This is a genomic window from Abyssisolibacter sp. ZYX002 (assembly GCF_056892235.1).
The window spans coordinates 114006-132141 of the sequence record NZ_JARMXH010000006.1 but is presented as its reverse complement, the minus strand read 5'-3'; the positions used below and the strand labels follow the sequence as shown (position 1 = coordinate 132141).

Annotated in this window: 19 protein-coding genes; all 19 read left to right on the top strand. The window is 31.3% G+C overall.

Translation table 11 applies throughout. From position 1 onward, the window contains the following. Positions 1-210 precede the first annotated feature (210 nt). The 19 genes from P3X86_RS16535 (at position 211) to P3X86_RS16445 (ending at position 18127) form a co-directional block, all read left to right on the top strand. Positions 211-633: a phage tail terminator family protein gene (locus P3X86_RS16535; RefSeq protein WP_483293835.1), complete on the top strand. Its 423-nt coding sequence runs from the start codon at positions 211-213 to the stop codon at positions 631-633. Next, positions 633-1778, top strand: a complete 1146-nt coding sequence (locus tag P3X86_RS16530) for a phage tail sheath C-terminal domain-containing protein (protein WP_483293834.1) — start codon at positions 633-635, stop codon at positions 1776-1778. Before P3X86_RS16535 ends, P3X86_RS16530 begins: the two co-directional genes overlap by 1 nt. A 12-nt stretch (positions 1779-1790) precedes the next feature. Further along, positions 1791-2234 (top strand): phage tail tube protein, encoded by a 444-nt coding sequence (locus P3X86_RS16525; protein ID WP_483293833.1) that lies wholly within the window; start codon positions 1791-1793, stop codon positions 2232-2234. 11 nt (positions 2235-2245) lie between these two features. Then, entirely contained in the window at positions 2246-2641 is a 396-nt protein-coding gene (locus P3X86_RS16520) for a phage tail assembly chaperone (protein ID WP_483293832.1), read from the top strand. Between the two features lie 23 nt (positions 2642-2664). Then, complete coding sequence (locus tag P3X86_RS16515; protein WP_483293831.1) at positions 2665-2811, top strand: hypothetical protein; 147 nt, start codon at positions 2665-2667, stop codon at positions 2809-2811. 82 nt (positions 2812-2893) lie between these two features. Continuing rightward, entirely contained in the window at positions 2894-4516 is a 1623-nt protein-coding gene (locus tag P3X86_RS16510) for a hypothetical protein (RefSeq protein WP_483293830.1), read from the top strand. 12 nt (positions 4517-4528) lie between these two features. After that, entirely contained in the window at positions 4529-4948 is a 420-nt protein-coding gene (locus P3X86_RS16505; RefSeq protein WP_483293829.1) for a hypothetical protein, read from the top strand. Between the two features lie 3 nt (positions 4949-4951). Continuing rightward, entirely contained in the window at positions 4952-5920 is a 969-nt protein-coding gene (locus P3X86_RS16500; protein ID WP_483293828.1) for an XkdQ/YqbQ family protein, read from the top strand. Continuing rightward, positions 5921-6373: a DUF2577 family protein gene (locus P3X86_RS16495; protein ID WP_483293827.1), complete on the top strand. Its 453-nt coding sequence runs from the start codon at positions 5921-5923 to the stop codon at positions 6371-6373. It begins immediately after the preceding gene. A 28-nt stretch (positions 6374-6401) separates the two neighbouring features. Next, positions 6402-6863: a DUF2577 family protein gene (locus P3X86_RS16490; RefSeq protein ID WP_483293826.1), complete on the top strand. Its 462-nt coding sequence runs from the start codon at positions 6402-6404 to the stop codon at positions 6861-6863. A gap of 24 nt (positions 6864-6887) precedes the next feature. Then, positions 6888-7319: a DUF2577 family protein gene (locus P3X86_RS16485; RefSeq protein WP_483293887.1), complete on the top strand. Its 432-nt coding sequence runs from the start codon at positions 6888-6890 to the stop codon at positions 7317-7319. After that, the gene (locus tag P3X86_RS16480) at positions 7320-7763 is read left to right on the top strand and encodes a DUF2634 domain-containing protein (protein WP_483293825.1); all 444 of its coding nucleotides are present in this window, start codon (positions 7320-7322) and stop codon (positions 7761-7763) included. Positions 7764-7783: 20 nt separating this feature from the next. Then, the gene (locus P3X86_RS16475) at positions 7784-8938 is read left to right on the top strand and encodes a baseplate J/gp47 family protein (RefSeq protein WP_483293824.1); all 1155 of its coding nucleotides are present in this window, start codon (positions 7784-7786) and stop codon (positions 8936-8938) included. Then, positions 8931-9461, top strand: a complete 531-nt coding sequence (locus P3X86_RS16470; protein WP_483293823.1) for a putative phage tail protein — start codon at positions 8931-8933, stop codon at positions 9459-9461. The genes P3X86_RS16475 and P3X86_RS16470 overlap by 8 nt, the downstream gene beginning before the upstream one ends. 10 nt (positions 9462-9471) lie before the next feature. Then, complete coding sequence (locus P3X86_RS16465; protein WP_483293822.1) at positions 9472-10896, top strand: Kelch repeat-containing protein; 1425 nt, start codon at positions 9472-9474, stop codon at positions 10894-10896. 83 nt (positions 10897-10979) lie between these two features. Beyond that, positions 10980-14273 (top strand): hypothetical protein, encoded by a 3294-nt coding sequence (locus tag P3X86_RS16460; RefSeq protein ID WP_483293821.1) that lies wholly within the window; start codon positions 10980-10982, stop codon positions 14271-14273. A gap of 11 nt (positions 14274-14284) precedes the next feature. Further along, a complete protein-coding gene (locus tag P3X86_RS16455) occupies positions 14285-14692 on the top strand; it encodes a hypothetical protein (RefSeq protein ID WP_483293820.1) in 408 nt (135 codons plus the stop codon). 1 nt (position 14693) lies between these two features. Further along, positions 14694-15056: a hypothetical protein gene (locus P3X86_RS16450; RefSeq protein WP_483293819.1), complete on the top strand. Its 363-nt coding sequence runs from the start codon at positions 14694-14696 to the stop codon at positions 15054-15056. A gap of 722 nt (positions 15057-15778) precedes the next feature. Then, entirely contained in the window at positions 15779-18127 is a 2349-nt protein-coding gene (locus P3X86_RS16445; protein ID WP_483293818.1) for a phosphatidylinositol-specific phospholipase C domain-containing protein, read from the top strand. The last annotated feature ends 9 nt before the right edge of the window (positions 18128-18136 follow it).

The following is an 18136-nucleotide window of genomic DNA, read 5'->3' as shown; positions in this document are numbered from 1 at the left end:
CCTATAAATCCAGAACCTATTAGTATAAATACTTTGCTACATTAGGGTTTAAAGAAGTAACTTATAACTTAGTTAAATGATTAATTCTTTAGAAAATTAAAAAAATTAGATAAATTAGGTTGTTTTTTGACCTAGTTGTCGGCATATATATATGAAAGGACCTTTCATATATAACACAAATTTTAACCGAAAGGAGGAAGGGGTGACATAATGAAACTAAAAGATATAAAAAAAGCTGTAATAGATAAACTAACAGCTAGTTTTCCTGAGTTTGATGTATTTGGAGAAAATAAGAGTAGTGAAGCAAATAAATCAAAATTTATCGTAGAACTTAATCCTATATATATGGGGGTTGAAAGTAGTTATCATAGGCGACAATACGTGAATATAACTATTAGAATCCACACTCAAAATAAAACAAATGATGAGTATATAGATGTAGTGGACAAGCTATATAAGATTATTGATGCAACAATCAAGGTTAATGATAGAGAACTTTATATAAATAAAATAAGGATGATAAAGGAAAACGATATCTTAAAGTGTTCATTCAATATTAATTATGAGGATGAAATAGAAAGAAATGAAAATTATGAGTTGATGAAAGAATTAAATTTTAAGGAGGAATATTAATGGGGTTAGGATTACCAAAAATCGAAATCAATTTTAAAACACAAGGAGTTACAGCAATAGAAAGAAGTGCGAAAGGAATAGTTGCGTTAATTTTAAAACATCATGTTGATGTTAAAAAGGAAAATAGTGAAGAAATCAAAGTAAAAGGAGATCATATTACAGGTACATCTTTTGAATATAGATCAATAGATGAAATAGGTACTTACTTAGTAAAAGACTCAACAGATAAAGCTGATGATTGGGGAGTTCAGAACTTAAAATATATCAAACAAGCATTTTTAGGAACTCCTAGTAAGGTAATTGTTGAATATCTCACTACATCAGAGAGTATAAATGATGGACTAGGTAGATTAAAAACAAAAAAATGGAATTATTTAGCTATACCGGAAATCATGAGAGAAGAATCAACAGTGGCTTCATGGGTTAGTGGTGAAAGAACTAATAACAAGAAGACATTTAAAGTAGTTTTACCAAACGAAGGACTTGGTGGAAACTGTGAAGGTATCATAAATTTCTGTGCTAGTAATATAAAAACTAAAGACTCAGATGTGTTTAGTGGAGCAGAGTATGCACCTAGAATAGCTGGTATTTTAGCAGGACTACCATTTACAAGAAGTGCTACTTACTATGATTTAGGAGAAGTAGTAAGTGTGGACGCATTTGATGATTCAAATAAAGAAATCAACGAAGGCAAGCTAATATTAATCAATGACGGTGAAAAAGTCAAAATAGCAAGAGGTGTGAATGCTTATACACAAACTACAGTTACAAAAGGTGAATCATTCAAAAAGATAAAGATAGTAGATGCAGTTGATTTAATGACAGATGATATAAGAGATACATTCAATAACTACTATGTAGGTAAGATAACTAACTCATATGATCACAAAGTATTATTCTTATCAGCTATAAATGCATACTTTAAAGCATTAGAGAAACAAGAAATTTTAGATCCATCATATGATAATAAAGCACAAATAGATATCGAAGCTCAAAAACTTTATCTTCAAGGAAAAGGTCTAGACGTGAGTACAATGAAAGAGCAGCAAATAAAAGAGTACAATACAGGAAGTCAGGTATTTATAAGTGCTAAAGTTAAATTGCTAGACGCAATGGAAGACTTAATGATGGAAATATCAATGTAGGAGGTAGATTAGATGAATAAATTATCAGGAAATAGAGTGATAAACGGTACATGGGGAGAAATATGGTTAGAAGGCGAAAAAATAAGTGAATTAACAGGATTAGATGCTAAAATTACACTTAAAAAAGAAGACGTAAGTATGTGTGGAGTATTAGCAAAAGAATCTAAGATAACAGGCTGGGAAGGAAAAGGAACACTAAAGCTACACAAGGTGAATTCAAGAATGGCTCAGTTATTAGGAGATAACATAAAGCAAGGAAAAGACGTAAGATTTACAATAGTTGCAAAGCTTGCGGACCCTGATACAATAGGAAATCAATCAGAGAGAGTTGCACTAAAAGGAGTAAGCTTTGATGACCTTACAGTAATGAACTTTGAGATGAAGGCACTAGGAAAAGTAGAGTGTCCATTTACATTTACAGACTATGATTTCATGGATTTAATAAGTCCAGAATAGGGGGAAGATAGATGAGTACTTTAGATTTATTGTTACAATTAGACGAAAGCAAACTTAAAAAGCCTAGCAAAGAAGTAGAGATGAAAAGATTATCAGAGCTATTGGGAGAAAAAATAATATTTAAGGTGGAAGCTCTAACACCTAAAAAAATGGATGAAATTCAAACAATGAGCACAGACGAAGAAAAAGAGACAATGAACATGGGTGAATTACAGCTATTAGCAGTAATGGAAGGTGTAAAAGAGCCAAACTTTAAATCAAAAGAACTAATGGATAAATTTGGAGTATATACCCCTAAAGATTTAATTAGAAAGATATTACTTCCAGGTGAGATAATCACTCTTTATGGTATCGTAGGCGATTTAAGTGGATTTGATGGTGGAGCAATAGAAGAAGTAAAAAACTAATAAATACAGATGGATTAACACAGATGATGTATTACTATTGGAATACAAAGGGTATAAGACCATCTGTACTTTACAACATGCCAAAAGGAGAGTTGTTAGTGGTAACAGCTTTTTATGAACAAGAACTAAAAGACAAAGAAGAACTTTTAAAAGCAAGAGGGATAGAATAAACTACATCATATATTAGGGGTTGTTATAAATGTATAATACATTTAAGCAACCCCTTTAAAATTGTATAAAGGTGGTGAAAATATGAGTAGTGAAGTAGAAAAAAAATTAAAAGCTCGTAGTGATACTATAAATGAGCAAAGCATAGCTGGTAAGAATAGTATAGCAGAACAGCCAAGATATTTTAAAGATGGAGTTGATGACTTTGTAAATTTATATACTCAAAATGCTAGATTTAAGTATTTTTTTAGAGAAGTTCACAGTGCTCCTAAATCTGTTTACAACATGAATGCTGAAGTATATACACATAAGATAAATAATCAAATTGAAAAAAGAAGAAAATTACTTTTAGAGAAGGCAAGAATAGATAATAAAATAAAAAACGCTAATAGTTATGCTGAAGAAAAATTATTAAAGAAAGATTTAGAAAATATACAGCAAAAAATAAGAAGTAATAAATCGATGACTAGAGAACTTTCAAGTAATAAGGTGAAAGGGAAACCTGTTAATAGTTTCTATAAAAAAATGATGAACAGAGCACGCAAATTTAATAGCAAGTTGTGGAAAAATTATAACATATATAAAGCATGGGCTATAACAGGAGTCGAAAATTTTGTAGATAAATCAATAAAAAAAATACCTTATATTGGTGAAAAAATACTGTCAGGAGGAAAGTATCTAGGCAAGAACTTACAAAAGATATTACCCGGCGTAGATATAGGAGTGAATAGTTATGTGCTTGCAACTGATCCAAGCAATTTTAAAAGGTCGTTAGCGGGATTAGATATGCTAGGATATGCGGGATTTTTAGCAGGTCCAGAAGTAGGGGTACCAGTTAAAGCTATAACAGGATATTTAAACTTTTTCGGAGCATTAGGTTACGATATCGCAAGTTCTTTTGATTCAACAAGGTTTATTGCAGAATGGTTAGATGATAATTCACCAGATATTAAAAGTGTTACGGATAAATACATTACACCTGAAAATATTATAGGGATATCTGCAGCCGCTAATATGGCTATGCCGGGTGCTTTGGATGCAGGAATATGGATAGCTAAGCAGATGGAGAATAACGGATTAGATTCTCAAGCTATGAAAAAGAATATAGCGAAAACTGATAGTATACCTGAAATAATAAATCAAAGCAAAACAACACCAAAATTAAAAACGCCAAAAAAAACAACAATAAAAAATAGTAAAGCTACGATAAATCCATCAAATATAACTGAATTCAATGGCAAGTATTATTATCATGAAAAACCACTACCTAAGATTGATTTATCAAATATATCTCCAAAACAAGATTCGATTGATTTTAGGGGAATAAATATACCAAAATTACCACCAAAAGAATTAAAAGAAATACCTATAAAGCAACCTATACCAAGATTAAAAAGGAGATACGATAGGTTAGAGCCTTTAAAAATGACACCTATAAAGCTAAATAATAATTTGAAACCATATATTATGCCTTATGATAGCTCAAACATCAATATCTATAATAAAAAAGATGGCAAAGGAAGACCTGGATTTTTAAAGAGGTTGTTTGGTACATCAAACAAAAACAAATCTACAAACAACACAAGTAATAATAACAGCAATAGAAACAGTATCATCTTAAACGTGAATGGTGCTAATTTATCTACTGATCAAATAGTAAATGAAATCGTCACCAATTTAAATATTGCAATGGGGAATACTGCGTAAAGGAGGGGGATAATGGATATATTTTTGTCAATTAACAACAGAGAAGAAGTAATAAAATTGCCAGTTCTTCCAACTGAGTTCAAAACTAATTCATCAATGAAAAACCAAAGCTATGAAACTATCTCACAGGGAGAAATAAAGCTAATTGGAACAGAGTCGTTAAAAACTATTTCCATACAATCATTCTTTCCTAATAAAGAGTATGAATTTGCAAGAGATGACAAATATAAAGGTTGGGAATATGTAGAGTTAATTGAAGATTGGAAGAAAAAAAGGATACCAATAAGACTGACTATAACAAATTCACTAATTAATATGCCATGTACAATAGAAAGTTTTGAGTATGGATTGCAAGATGGCAGTGGAGATATATACTATACACTTTCTTTAAGTGAGTTTAAGTATATAGACCTCGATCAAAAGGAGGTATAGTATATGCATCAATTATATTGTATAACAGATAATGTCCAGACTAATATTACGCCTTTAGTAGGAAATATAAGTTGGAGTAGTGATGTAAGTCAATTAGGAGATAGACTAAATTTTAGTATAGCATTTAATGATAGCAGATTTTTCCCAGAGATTCCAGTGGAGGTTGGAAGTAGTATAGTTCTAAAAAACAAGGATGAAATATTTAGAGGAATAGTAGTGACAAGTTCACAAAATGGTAGAGGTTCAATAAGCTATACTTGTCTAGACTACGCATTTTATCTTAACAAATCCAAAGAAATATATCAGTTTAACAAAATATCAGCAAAAAGTGCACTAGAAACGATATTTGGTGATTTTGGTATTTCTATAGGGAGAGTAGCATCAATAGATACAGTGATTAATAAGATATACAACAACAAAGTTATAGCTCAAATAATAAAAGATATACTAACAACAGCAGAAAATGAGAGTGGCATAAAGTACACAATGGAGATGAGACAAAATAAAATATATATAGAAAAGCAAGAAGACTTAGTAATAAAGGCTACATTTAAGCTGTCAAAAGATGCACAAGAGATGGATGTATCTAAATCAATATCAAATCCCGTAAGAAATATCACTATAGAGAATATGAAGAACAGTGTCAAGATACTAATAGATGAAAACAAACAAATTGAGAAGAAAGATTCAAAGCTAATAGGAAAATATGGACTACTACAAGAAGTCATAGTAGCAAAAAATGAAGAAGATTCAAAAGCAAAGAATATAGCCGAAAAAGTACTCAAAGACCTAGGAAAAGTCATGGAAGATAATACACTTTCAATGATAGGTAATGATGCTGTAAGAGCTGGGAGGTTAATGGAGATACAAGAGCCAGTAACAGGTATGAGTGGCAAATATCTAATAAAAAACGTCAAACATACACTGAAAAACGGTATACATCTAATGCAACTAGGATTAGGGGTGAAGTAAATGCAGGGAATAAACGAGTTAGCCAAGTTGTTTAAAGAAAGAGACAATAACCCTTATATAGGTCCTTTAATAGGAGTAGTTGTAGAGCCATTACCAGATATACAAATTGCTTTAGGAGAAAAGATATTGCTTACTAAAGAGAATCTAGTTGTAGATTTGATGTTTAAAGAGCATGAGAGAAGCTTTGAGATATCTGGGGATATAAAATTAACTCAGGATGAACCTTGCGAAACAGAAGAGGGAACTTTTACTGAAAAAACTACAAACCCAAATGCACCGACACCGCATCCACATCATCATAAAGTACCGGAGATAACATTAGACACACAATATGAAGGTAAAGGGGTCATAAAATTTAGTGATATGAAGCTTGAAAAAGAAGACCTAGTTTTATTGGTTCCAAGTAGTGATGAACAAACTTATTATCTTATAGATAAGGTAAAGCAGTTGTAATATAAGAAAGTGAAATGAGGGAAGAAAAGTGAATGGGATTAATATACTAGCTAAACTTTTTAGAGAAAGAGACAATATCGAATACATGGGACCACTAATAGGTGAAGTGACTAATGCTCCACCAGAAATAAAGATAACAATAGGAGATAAAATAGTACTAACTAAAGAAAATCTCTTCTTCTCATCACATATACTTGATGACTATGAAAGAGAATTTGAAATAGAAGATAGCGATGACAACACTATCAAGTTAGAACAAAAAGATGCAGGAACAACAGATGAAGGAGTAGTACCTGAGTCAGATACAACATATAGCACATATAGTCACAAACACGATATAAAAAAAATAAATGTATCAACAAGTTTTACAAGTAATGGGGTAATGAAATTTACTAATACGATTGCAGATGGAGACAAAGTTATATTAATACCTACAGCCAATGAAATGGTATATTATGTAGTTGATAAAGCTGTTTCATTGAACTCATAGTTAGGGGTGATAATCGTGGAAGGCATGAGCAGTTTAGCAAAACTATTTAAGGAAAGAGAAAATATATCATATTTAGGACCACAAATTGGGGAGATAATAATGCCACCAAATGATATAAAAATAGCTCTTGGAGATAAAATAGTTCTAGAAAAAGAAAACCTTATATTCTCATCATATATACTAAATAGTTATTCTAGACAATTTGAAATAAAAAGTGATGAAAACAATATAACATTTGAACAAGATAATCCGGGAGAAGCATTTAACAAAGAAGTTTCAGGTGCTACTCCACCAATACATTTGCATAAAATTAGTAAAATGAACATTTCCACAAACTATGAAAGTACAGGAACAATAACGTTCACAGATACACTAAAAAAAGGTGATTTAGTGCTATTGATTCCAACTACTGATGAACAAAAATACTACGTTATAGATAAGGTGGTGAAAGAATAAATGCTACCCAAAATTGCAGAGCTAAAATTTAAAACAAATGAACAAAAAGAGATGGATATGAGAGGCAGATCATTTTTATTTGATTTTGAAAAAGGAGAATTTGTATTAAGAAATGGAAACACAGTACTTGCAGATGAGATAGAAAGTATACAAATATGGATAGAGAAAGTACTTTTGACCGAGAAGTATAAATACAACATCTACAAAAGAGATGATGGCAAAGAATATGGAGTAATGCTGCAAGATTTAATAATAGGCACAAATTACCCAAGAGCTTTCGTAGAGGCTGAAATACGAAGAGAGATAAAAAATGAACTCACAAAACATCCTAGAATATTATCTATATCAAATTTTAGTATAGATAAAAGAAATCCTGAGCTATATGTTTCATTTAAAGTAAACTTAGTTAGTGGTAATAATTTTGATAAAAAGATGATTATATAAACCTAGGGAGGTGAAGTAATATGAACAAAGAAGAATTACAAAAACGAATGTTAAATAATGTAGACAAGAAATTTGATAGGAGCGAGGGCTCTTTTTTTTATGATGCATTAAAGCCAGTGGCAATAGAGCTAGAAGGCGCTTATAACATGAAAGATGAGATACTAAATAACGGTTTTGCATTGACAGCGAAAGGAGATTACCTAGATAAAAAAGTTGCAGAACAAGGATTGCAAAGAAGACAGGCTACAAAAGCAACGACATATGTTGAGATTAGAGGTAAAGAAGGAACAAAGATTCCAAAGGGATGCATAGTTGCAAGTGATACAGCTACTTACAAAGTGATAGAAATGAAAGATATACCTAAAGTAATAAATAACAATAATTTAAATCCCTATTTTGGTGAAAATGTTCTAAAGATGGATGCAATAAAAGCTGTTGATAGTATAGCAGTTGATAATGTATCTGTATCAACAGTTATAGAAAGTGGAAAAGCAAATGTACTCGTTGAATGTGAGCAGTCAGGGAAAATAGGTAATGCACCAGTTGGAGCAATAAAACATTTTCCAGTTACTATTGCAGGACTAAAGTCAGTAACAAACAAAAAAGATGTAATAAATGGGTACAATGAAGAAACTGACGAAGAATTGAGAGAGAGATACTTTGAAAAAGTCAGAACACCAGCAACTAGTGGAAATAGATATCATTATAAAAATTGGGCTAAAGAAGTACCTGGAGTAGGTGATGCTAAGGTTAAGCCAACTTGGAACGGGGCAGGAACTGTTAAAGTTGTAATAATCAATAGTAATAAGACAGTAGCAGATGAAACACTGATTAATGCAGTAAAGGCCCATATAGAGGAAAACAGACCAATAGGAGTAGATGTTACACTAGCAAGTGCAGGTAGTAAAGTTATAAATATAAAAATAACTGTTGAAGCAAGTATCAATACAGATGAAAAAGAGGAGCTAAAAAGCAATATAGAAGATATAGTTAAGCTGTACTTAAAGAAGATAGCATTCGTAGAGAATCGAGTAAGTTATGCAATGATAGTTAGCCTAATAATGGATTGTAAAGGTGCTGATAAAATTACAAATATAACATTAAATGACAATAAAGAAAATATAACAGTTGGAGAGCTTGATGTTGCTGTATTGGGGGCGGTAACTATTGAATAATTTATTAATGAAGCATTTACCAGACTATTACAGAGTCTCAGGGGTGATGACTAATATAACTGGTACTCAAAACTCAGAACTCATAGAATTCAAAGAAAAATTAGAGAAAGTGGCAAATCAGTTTTTTGTAGACACTTCAGATTATGGACTAGATAGATGGGAAAAAGATTTGGGGATAATATCTGAAACTAACAAACCCAATGAACTAAGAAAGCAAGTGATACTTTCAAAATTAAAGGGTGTAGGGTCTATAACTGTCAAATTATTAGAAGAAGTAGCACAGACATATGATAGAAAAATAGAAGTAATAGAAGAAAGCAATAAATATCATTTCAAAATAAAATTTGTAGATATAAAGGGTGTTCCTCCAAATGAAAATGATTTAAGAAAGGTAATAGAAGATATTAAGCCAGCACACCTTTCATTTGAGTTTGAATATGTATACAACACATGGAAGAGAGCTTCTGTAGAAACATGGCAAAGTGCTTCACAGTATACTTGGGAAAATATAAGGACAATATAGGGGGGAGAATATGAAAGAGACAAGCTATTATAAGCTTCAAAAGCCAGATTATAGTGACCTAGTAGAAGTTAGTGTTATCAATAAAAATATGGATGTTCTAGATGGTGAAATAAAGAGGTTACAAAGAGACATTGGAAGATATCAAGTTGAATATGGATTTAGTTACTCAGAGTATAATAAAATTAATTATGATATGACAACTAATAAAATTAGCGTAGAAGATGACGAAGATGAAGGTTATATGATAAGAAAAATCAAGACAGGGCATTTAGAAAAAATAAATAACATAAAAATAACAGGACATAATATACAAACAAATTCGCGAGCTAGAGTAGAAGTGAACAAAGTAGTAAAAAGAGGTACATGGAAAAGTATTATCTATAATGGAGATCCAAATATTACTAATGGCAATTTATATACGATAGATAAGTATCCAGTTGTGTTAGGTGATAAGATATATGTGCTAGATAATGATGATTCATCTCCTAGCTATATGCATATATTTGATTTTAAAACAGGAACAGGAAAAGGTAGTGGTCCGCTAAATTCAAAATATAAAAAATGGAAAAGTCCTGTGGTTGTAGGCAAGTATATTATAGGGCAAAGCATAAATGTTGGTAATGACTTGATGATATATGACATAAATACTGGTAATTGGAGTTACAAAAGCTGCGATATGGGTCCATCGCTTTTATCTGAATGCTGGGATTATGCCGTAGCTATTGGAAGTAAGATATATGCTATGTACGGTAAAGGAATATGGGAGTATGATGTAAATAATAATAGTTCAAAGAAGATAACTTCAAGAAAAGAAAGTATGAGTTATCCTATAGCTGTTGGCAAAAAAATATATGTTGCAGTAACGGAAACAGGGAAATTTAACAACAAGGTATTGGTATATGATACTGATAAAGGGACATGGGGAACAACTTCATTAGTTTTGGGCATATATACAAGTTGGGGTATAAAGGTATCTGTTGGAAGCAAGATACACATAAGATACAAACAAAATGAAATTCTTACCTATGATACATTAACAGATAAAGTTGAATCAAACACTCTCAGAGGTTGTGGACTTGACAGGATGTCGTTTATATATAATTATAATGATGGCAACAAATTCACAAATGACAATAATATTTATGCTATTGGTAAAATGGGTGGTAGTACTGTTTTAAAGTCTTGCGATATTACAGATGAAAGTGTAAATGTAAAGAGTGAGTATCTGAGCAATGGAGTAAATTATGTAGAATTGCATGATATAGACTTGAGTGATTGTAACAAAATAGAAACCAAATTTTCATTATCAGGAAATGCAGAACTTAGTAATGCATCATGGACATGGATGGGAGAAAAATTAGTTACAGAGATTAGAAAGGATATGTTACATGTTGCCGAAGAAATGCATGAGCATGTTGTAGAAGTAAGTCTATAAAGTTTTAAGTAGTAGGGAGTGTCTTAAATGATACCCCTATTTTTTTAGTAGATAAATGAAACAAGCATATTAGGAGGTGTTTTATGCATAGGACAATTAATTATAATTTGAAACAACCAGACTATGATGATTATATAGATATAAATGTGTTAAATGGTAACATGAGTATAATAGATGCAAAACTAAAGGAAGTTGCTGATAAAGCTGGAGTAAATGATCAATTAATAAAAGCAAATACTAATACAGTAGCTATAAATACATTAAAGATAAAGAACAATTTTGATAAATCGGAAGAATTAACAGGAAAAATCTCTCAAAATACGAGTTTAATTACAGAAATAGAAAAAGAAATAAGAAAAGAAATCACAACAAATGCAATTGCGATAAGAACAAAAGTAAGTACAGATCAGTTAACAACAAAGGTAGGAGAATTAACAAGTAAGATAGATACTAAAGCAAGTATAACAGCACTAAATGAGAAAGCAAGCAAAATGGAGTTGAGTACAGAAGTAGAAAACATAACAGGAAAAGTAACAGCAAATACAGATTTGATATCAGCAAGAGAAGAAGAAATAAGAAAAGATATTACAGCAAATGAGGTAGCAATAGGAACAAAAGTAAACACAAGTGATTTAACAACAAAAGTAGGAGAATTAACAGACAAGATAGATGCAAAAGCAAGTAAAACAGAGCTAGCAACGAAAGTAAGTAAGACGGATTATGAAAAAGAGAAAAAAGAACTAGAAAATGATATCACAGCAAATACAACAGAAATAGGAACAAAAGCAAGTACGAGTCAGCTAACAAGCAAAGTACAAGAATTAACAGGTAAAATAAATGCCAAGGCAAGTATAACAGAGTTAAATAAAAAAGCTAGCCAAACATATGTAGATGGAGAAGTAGAAGACTTAGCAGGAAAGATAAAAACAAAGGCAAGTACAAGTCAACTAACAACAAAAGTACAAGAGTTGACAGGTGAGATAGATGCAAAAGCAAGTAAAACAGAGCTAGCAACAAAAGTAAGCAAGACAGATTACGAAAAAGAGAAAAAAGAGATAAAAGATGACATCACAGCAAATACAACAGCGATAGTAACAAAGGCAAGTACAAGTTTGCTAACAACAAAAGTACAAGAGTTGACTGGTAAGATAGATGCAAAAGCAAGTAAAACAGAGCTAGCAACCAAGTTAAGTAAGACAGATTACGAAAAAGAGAAAAAAGAGATAAAAGATGACATCACAGCAAATACAACATCGATAGGAACAAAAGCAAGCACAAGTTTGCTAACAACAAAAGTTGGCGAATTGACGAGTAAGATAAATACAAAGGCAAGTAAAACCGATCTAGCAACAAAAGTAAGTAAGACGGATTACGAAAAAGAGAAAAAAGAGATAAAAGATGACATCACAGCAAATACAACAGCGATAGGAACAAAGGCAAGTACAAGTTTGCTAACAACGAAAGTGGGGGAATTGACAAGTAAGATAAATACAAAGGCAAGTAAAACCGACCTAGCAACAAAAGTAAGTAAGACGGATTATGAAAAAGAGAAAAAAGAGATAAAAGATGACGTCACAGCAAATACAACAGCAATAGGAACAAAAGTAAGCACGAGTCAGCTAACAAGCAAAGTACAAGAATTAACAGGTAAAATAAATGCCAAGGCAAGTACAAGTCAATTAACAACAAAAGTACAAGAGTTGACTGGTAAGATAGATGCAAAAGCAAGTAAAACAGAGCTAGCAACAAAAGTAAGCAAGACAGATTACGAAAAAGAGAAAAAAGAGATAAAAGATGACATTACAGCTAATACAACAGCAATAGGAACAAAAGCAAGCACGAGTCAGCTAACAGGCAAAGTACAAGAATTAACAGGTAAAATAAATGCCAAGGCAAGCATAACAGAGTTAAATAAAAAAGCTAGCCAAACATATGTAGATGGAGAAGTGGAAGACTTAGCAGGAAAGATAAAAACAAATGAAAATACTATAAAAACAAAGGCAAGTACAAGTCAATTAACAACAAAAGTACAAGAGTTGACAGGTGAGATAGATGCAAAAGCAAGTAAAACAGATCTAGCAACCAAGGTAAGTAAGACAGATTATGAAAAAGAGAAAAAAGAGATAAAAGATGACATCACAGCAAATACAACAGCGATAGGAACAAAAGCAAGTACAAGTTTGCTAACAACAAAAGTTGGCGAATTGACGAGTAAGATAAATACAAAGGCAAGTAAAACAGATCTAGCAACAAAAGTAAGTAATACAGATTATGAAAAAGAGAAAAAAGAGATAGAAGATGACATCACAGCAAATACAACAGCGATAGGAACAAAGGCAAGTACAAGTTTGCTAACAACAAAAGTGGGGGAATTGACGAGTAAAATAAATACAAAGGCAAGTAAAACCGACCTAGCAACAAAAGTAAGTAAGACGGATTATGAAAAAGAGAAAAAAGAGATAAAAGATGACGTCACAGCAAATACAACAGCAATAGGAACAAAAGTAAGCAAGAGTCAGCTAACAAGCAAAGTACAAGAATTAACAGGTAAAATAAATGCCAAGGCAAGTACAAGTCAATTAACAACAAAAGTACAAGAGTTGACTAGTAAGATAGATGCAAAAGCAAGTAAAACAGAGCTAGCAACAAAAGTAAGCAAGACAGATTACGAAAAAGAGAAAAAAGAGATAAAAGATGACATCACAGCAAATACAACAGCGATAGGAACAAAAGCAAGTACAAGTTTGCTAACAACAAAAGTTGGCGAATTGACAAGTAAGATAAATACAAAGGCAAGTAAAACAGAGCTAGCAACAAAAGTAAGTAAGACGGATTACGAAAAAGAGAAAAAAGAGATAAAAGATGACATCACAGCCAATACAACAGCAATAGGAACAAAAGCAAGTACAAGCATACTAACAACAAAAGTTAGGGAGTTAACAAACAAGATAAATACAAAAGCAAGTAAAACGGAGTTAGCAACAAAAGTTAGTAAAACAGATTTTACAAAAGCAAAAGAAGAGTTGAGAAAAGAAATAAGTTCAAATGAGGCAGCGATAGGTGTAAATGCAAGAGAACTAGCGTCAAAAGTAGAGGAATTAACAAGCCAGATAAGTGCAAATGAAGCAGCGATAAGTAATGCAAGTGCACAACTTGTTACCCATAGCAATATGTTAAGTTCTTACGGTGGTAGATTAAAGACAAATGAAGAGGCTTTAGAAGAAAAAATAACAGAATTAGCAGGTAAGACAACTACTATAAATAATACAAGTGAAACATTAAAAGAAAGAGTGGAAGTTTTGGCGGATGATATAAAGCAATCTAAAAATCTAACAAATTTAACTGCCGAAAAATACGTCTTATCAAATATATTTTAAGGAGTGATTTTATGGCAATGACAAGTAAATCATATACAGTCAAGAATCGATCAATCTCAAATTTTACAATACTACAGGTAAGAGGAAAGGGAGTTTTAGAATCATTAAGTATAATTTTGGAACAAAGTAATCTAGTTAGTCCTAGAGAGGGAGTAGCAGCTATTGGCACACCATATCCAAGTACTTTGAGATCTGGTACTATAATTATTGAAATAGATAATGCAGTGTTTTTTAGAGGTTCGGTTGCTGAACTTAGCAAGATTTTTTATGGAGAAAGTAATTTTGCGCCGAATTCATCAAGTAGTTACAAGGTAGGATGGCATAAAATGGGGAAAATATTTAATAGCAAGCTTTACATTAGAATACAGGATAAAATGAACATTGACTATATGGGAATAAGTTATCTTTTGGAGGTGTAAGATGAACGAAAAAATATTAGTGGAAAATGGTATCGTTTATAAAAATGATAAAACAGAAGTATATGAAGTAAAAGAGTTTATTGATTATGAAAATAGTTTAAAATTTGATGTAATCATTAACAAAATCAGCGACACAACTGTAGGCGTAAAAGGGACAATCTATAAGGAGAACTATGAAGGTAATATAGTTGAGATAAAGAATCCAGTGACTATTAAATTAAGTGGTTATTGTAATAATACTATTTTAAGTCCTAATAATGGGATGGTAGATTTAGATATTGAACTACCTAATGATATTGAATCTATAAATGTAACGGAAACAAATGTAGAAAAAGTTTTTGGAACTAGGAGGGTTAATATATGAGTTTTGAAGAAAGAAGAGAATTGTTAATAAAGAAACTAAAAGAAAAAGAAGAAAAGAGAGAATTAATAATAGAAAAGAAAGGAAACAAAATAATAGTATCTAAAAAATAGTAGATAAACTAGCAAACAAACACCTTTTAATACTTCAATGTCTGATTCAACAGTTCAAACGTCTTATTCAGCAATCGACATTACAAAAATGGATATGTCTAAAAAATTATGGAATATAAATAAACTGCCTACGAAATAAAAAACTTTTTAATATTTAAACAAATTAAAAAATACTGATGAACTATACAAAAATAACTCAATAAAGAATACAAATGACACAAATATAATGAAAAAATTACGTGACAACCCAATAAAAAATATCTAAAAAAATCAGAAATTTTCTCGCCAATTGAAGGTATACTTTTAGTATCCGATATAATCTATAATAGTAACAATCAAAACGATATAATAATAAATATCAATTGTCTAAAATAACAGCAGAACAAGTTATAAAGCAAATGACTACAGAGCTGAATATATTAATTAGAGATACTGCCTAAAATAAAAGAGAAAAGGTTATAAAATCATTAATATCACCCTTTTTTTTTTTTATATAATTTTAAAGGTTAATAGTCGTTAAAATGATAAATGGATAACGAATTGTAATATAAGCATACTAAATTATAATACATAATATATAAATACAATACTAAATTAGCAGGAGGATACCGTATGTTTATAAGGAGGAAAAAAATTCTTATTTGCTTAAGTGTCATAGTTATATTGATAGGCGCAGTTTTTATGCAAGGCAATTTTAAAAAAGTTGACGCAGATAATCTTACACCACTAAGAACATGGATGGAAGACAGTTGGAGTTTACTTGGAGATAAACGATATTGCGATATCATCATTCCAGGAACTCATGATTCGGGAACTTATAGTCTAAGCTATAAAAGATTTGATGCAGAACAAGTGTCTTCCAAATTTCCTGGTGAATTAGATGATGACTGGATTCCGAGCGATATACGACATAAGATCGCAGATATCATCAAAAAGAAATCAGTATGTCAAAATGTAGATATATACACTCAATTAACACAAGGTATTAGATTTTTAGACATTCGATTCAAGCGATTTTCAGGAGATAAAAAATTACGAATATTTCATGGAGTCTTTGGAGAGGAAATAGAGCCAATACTCAATCAAGTAAAAAAATACATGGATGAAACGACAAATGAGATAGTGTTTATCAATCTTAATCGCTACGGGGAGATGAATACATTAACATCTGAAGATAAAAAAGAGATTGGAAAGATCACCAGACAAATATTGGGTCAATATATTGTTCCAGCTGATCAATTTAGATGGACTATGACTTTAGATGATATCGTGAAAACGGGTAAAAGGCTAGTTATAAATACAGAATTTGAGGAGATAGCAACTGAGTTGAAGCCAAGTCTACCTACAAATTATTCAGTTCCTCAGGCTCAAAAAGGTTCATATAACTATAGCACAGTTATAGAAGCAATCAAAGAGCAATATGCAAACAAGTACCAGCATAAAACAGATAAAGGAACATTAGATCAGTGGTTTCAAATCAAACTTCAACTAGGATGGCAACCAGAGGAAGAACTTGATCCTATATTAGATAAATTAAAAAAATTAGATTTTATAGGAGCAGGAAAAGCAATTGACAAGTTGCTTAGTAGTAGTATAGAAAGTCAAACAAATCACAATCGTAGTCAAGCATTAAACTTGATTAAAACATTATCAGCTGGGGCTGATGACAATGAGCCTAATGTATGGATGAGAGATTTTTACACTCAAGAAGAGCTATATTTCATAATAATGAAAAATTTCGGTAAAACAGCATATGAACATTTGAAATTACTAGATGGAGTGTTAAATGACATAAAAAATAATAGTCCATCAGAAGACAAAATTGCCCTTTATGAGATTTTACGTGTTTGTGTGGATTACGAAGGATATTATGATTACTTGCCTTCAAATTACCTAAATCCAGACGAGAACACACGATATATTTTACCAACAGATGATACTTATGTAGATGTGCGGAATAGTAAAGCAAATTTGGGAGGTAATCTTGAGATGTTAGTCAAAAAAACTAGTAGTGGGCATTATACAAGATATGCTATGTTGAAATTTAATATAAAAGATGTAGTTACACAAGGTAAAGAAATAGAAAAAGCTACATTAAAACTAACTACTCACCCAGATTCTACAGGTTCAGCATTTGATACACAAATATGGGGAGGCAATAATGATGGCTGGCAGGAAAATACTATAAACTGGTCTAATGGAGCAGTATATTATAATGATAAACAGTTTATAAGTAATGTTACATTTCCACCAAAGCCATCAACGCAAGAAATTGATATCTCCATGTTTGTAAAACAAAAAGCATTAGAAGATAATATAGTAACTATTATTGTTACAGGAAGGTACAACTCTGATAAAGTATTTATGTTGCTTCAAAAAAGGGCCATATACAATAAACCAATACTAACACTAAAACTAAAAGATACCACTAGCCCAAGTGTAAAATATATCTTGCCAACAGATGATACTTATGTAGATGTTAGAAACAGTAATGCTGATTTGGGAAGTAGCCCTGAACTTTTAGTGAAAAAAACTAGTAGTGGTCATTACACAAGGGATGCATTGTATAAATTTGATTTGACTGATGCGATACCTAGCGGAAAGCAAATTGTTAAGGCAAGTTTGAAACTGTCTACAGCACCAGATTCAACCCAAAGATCATTCAATAGTAATATATGGGGCGGAATCAATACAGATTGGACTGAACATAGCATTACTTATTCCAATGGAGCTAAATATTTTAATAATGACAATAGGTTATTAATTATATCGCACAATTTTCCGCCAAGACCTACAACGCAGTTTATTGATATAACGGGATATATACTTAAAAAATTAGATGAGGATGACAAAATAATATCAATAATAGTTTCTGGAAAAGATAATTTAGATAGAGTTTTTAGACTAACATCCAAAGAAGCCACATCTAATAAGCCTTATTTAGTATTAGAATTTAAATAATATAATAAA

Bases quoted from the DNA above. Each gene is read 5' to 3' on its own strand.
- P3X86_RS16480 (WP_483293825.1), top strand. From the start codon at position 7,320: ATGCTACCCAAAATTGCAGAGCTAAAATTTAAAACAAATGAACAAAAA.
- P3X86_RS16535 (WP_483293835.1), top strand. From the start codon at position 211: ATGAAACTAAAAGATATAAAAAAAGCTGTAATAGATAAACTAACAGCT.
- P3X86_RS16530 (WP_483293834.1), top strand. From the start codon at position 633: ATGGGGTTAGGATTACCAAAAATCGAAATCAATTTTAAAACACAAGGA.
- P3X86_RS16445 (WP_483293818.1), top strand. From the start codon at position 15,779: ATGTTTATAAGGAGGAAAAAAATTCTTATTTGCTTAAGTGTCATAGTT.
- P3X86_RS16520 (WP_483293832.1), top strand. From the start codon at position 2,246: ATGAGTACTTTAGATTTATTGTTACAATTAGACGAAAGCAAACTTAAA.
- P3X86_RS16465 (WP_483293822.1), top strand. From the start codon at position 9,472: ATGAAAGAGACAAGCTATTATAAGCTTCAAAAGCCAGATTATAGTGAC.
- P3X86_RS16495 (WP_483293827.1), top strand. From the start codon at position 5,921: ATGCAGGGAATAAACGAGTTAGCCAAGTTGTTTAAAGAAAGAGACAAT.
- P3X86_RS16455 (WP_483293820.1), top strand. From the start codon at position 14,285: ATGGCAATGACAAGTAAATCATATACAGTCAAGAATCGATCAATCTCA.
- P3X86_RS16515 (WP_483293831.1), top strand. From the start codon at position 2,665: ATGATGTATTACTATTGGAATACAAAGGGTATAAGACCATCTGTACTT.
- P3X86_RS16485 (WP_483293887.1), top strand. From the start codon at position 6,888: ATGAGCAGTTTAGCAAAACTATTTAAGGAAAGAGAAAATATATCATAT.
- P3X86_RS16505 (WP_483293829.1), top strand. From the start codon at position 4,529: ATGGATATATTTTTGTCAATTAACAACAGAGAAGAAGTAATAAAATTG.
- P3X86_RS16525 (WP_483293833.1), top strand. From the start codon at position 1,791: ATGAATAAATTATCAGGAAATAGAGTGATAAACGGTACATGGGGAGAA.
- P3X86_RS16500 (WP_483293828.1), top strand. From the start codon at position 4,952: ATGCATCAATTATATTGTATAACAGATAATGTCCAGACTAATATTACG.
- P3X86_RS16475 (WP_483293824.1), top strand. From the start codon at position 7,784: ATGAACAAAGAAGAATTACAAAAACGAATGTTAAATAATGTAGACAAG.
- P3X86_RS16510 (WP_483293830.1), top strand. From the start codon at position 2,894: ATGAGTAGTGAAGTAGAAAAAAAATTAAAAGCTCGTAGTGATACTATA.
- P3X86_RS16460 (WP_483293821.1), top strand. From the start codon at position 10,980: ATGCATAGGACAATTAATTATAATTTGAAACAACCAGACTATGATGAT.
- P3X86_RS16450 (WP_483293819.1), top strand. From the start codon at position 14,694: ATGAACGAAAAAATATTAGTGGAAAATGGTATCGTTTATAAAAATGAT.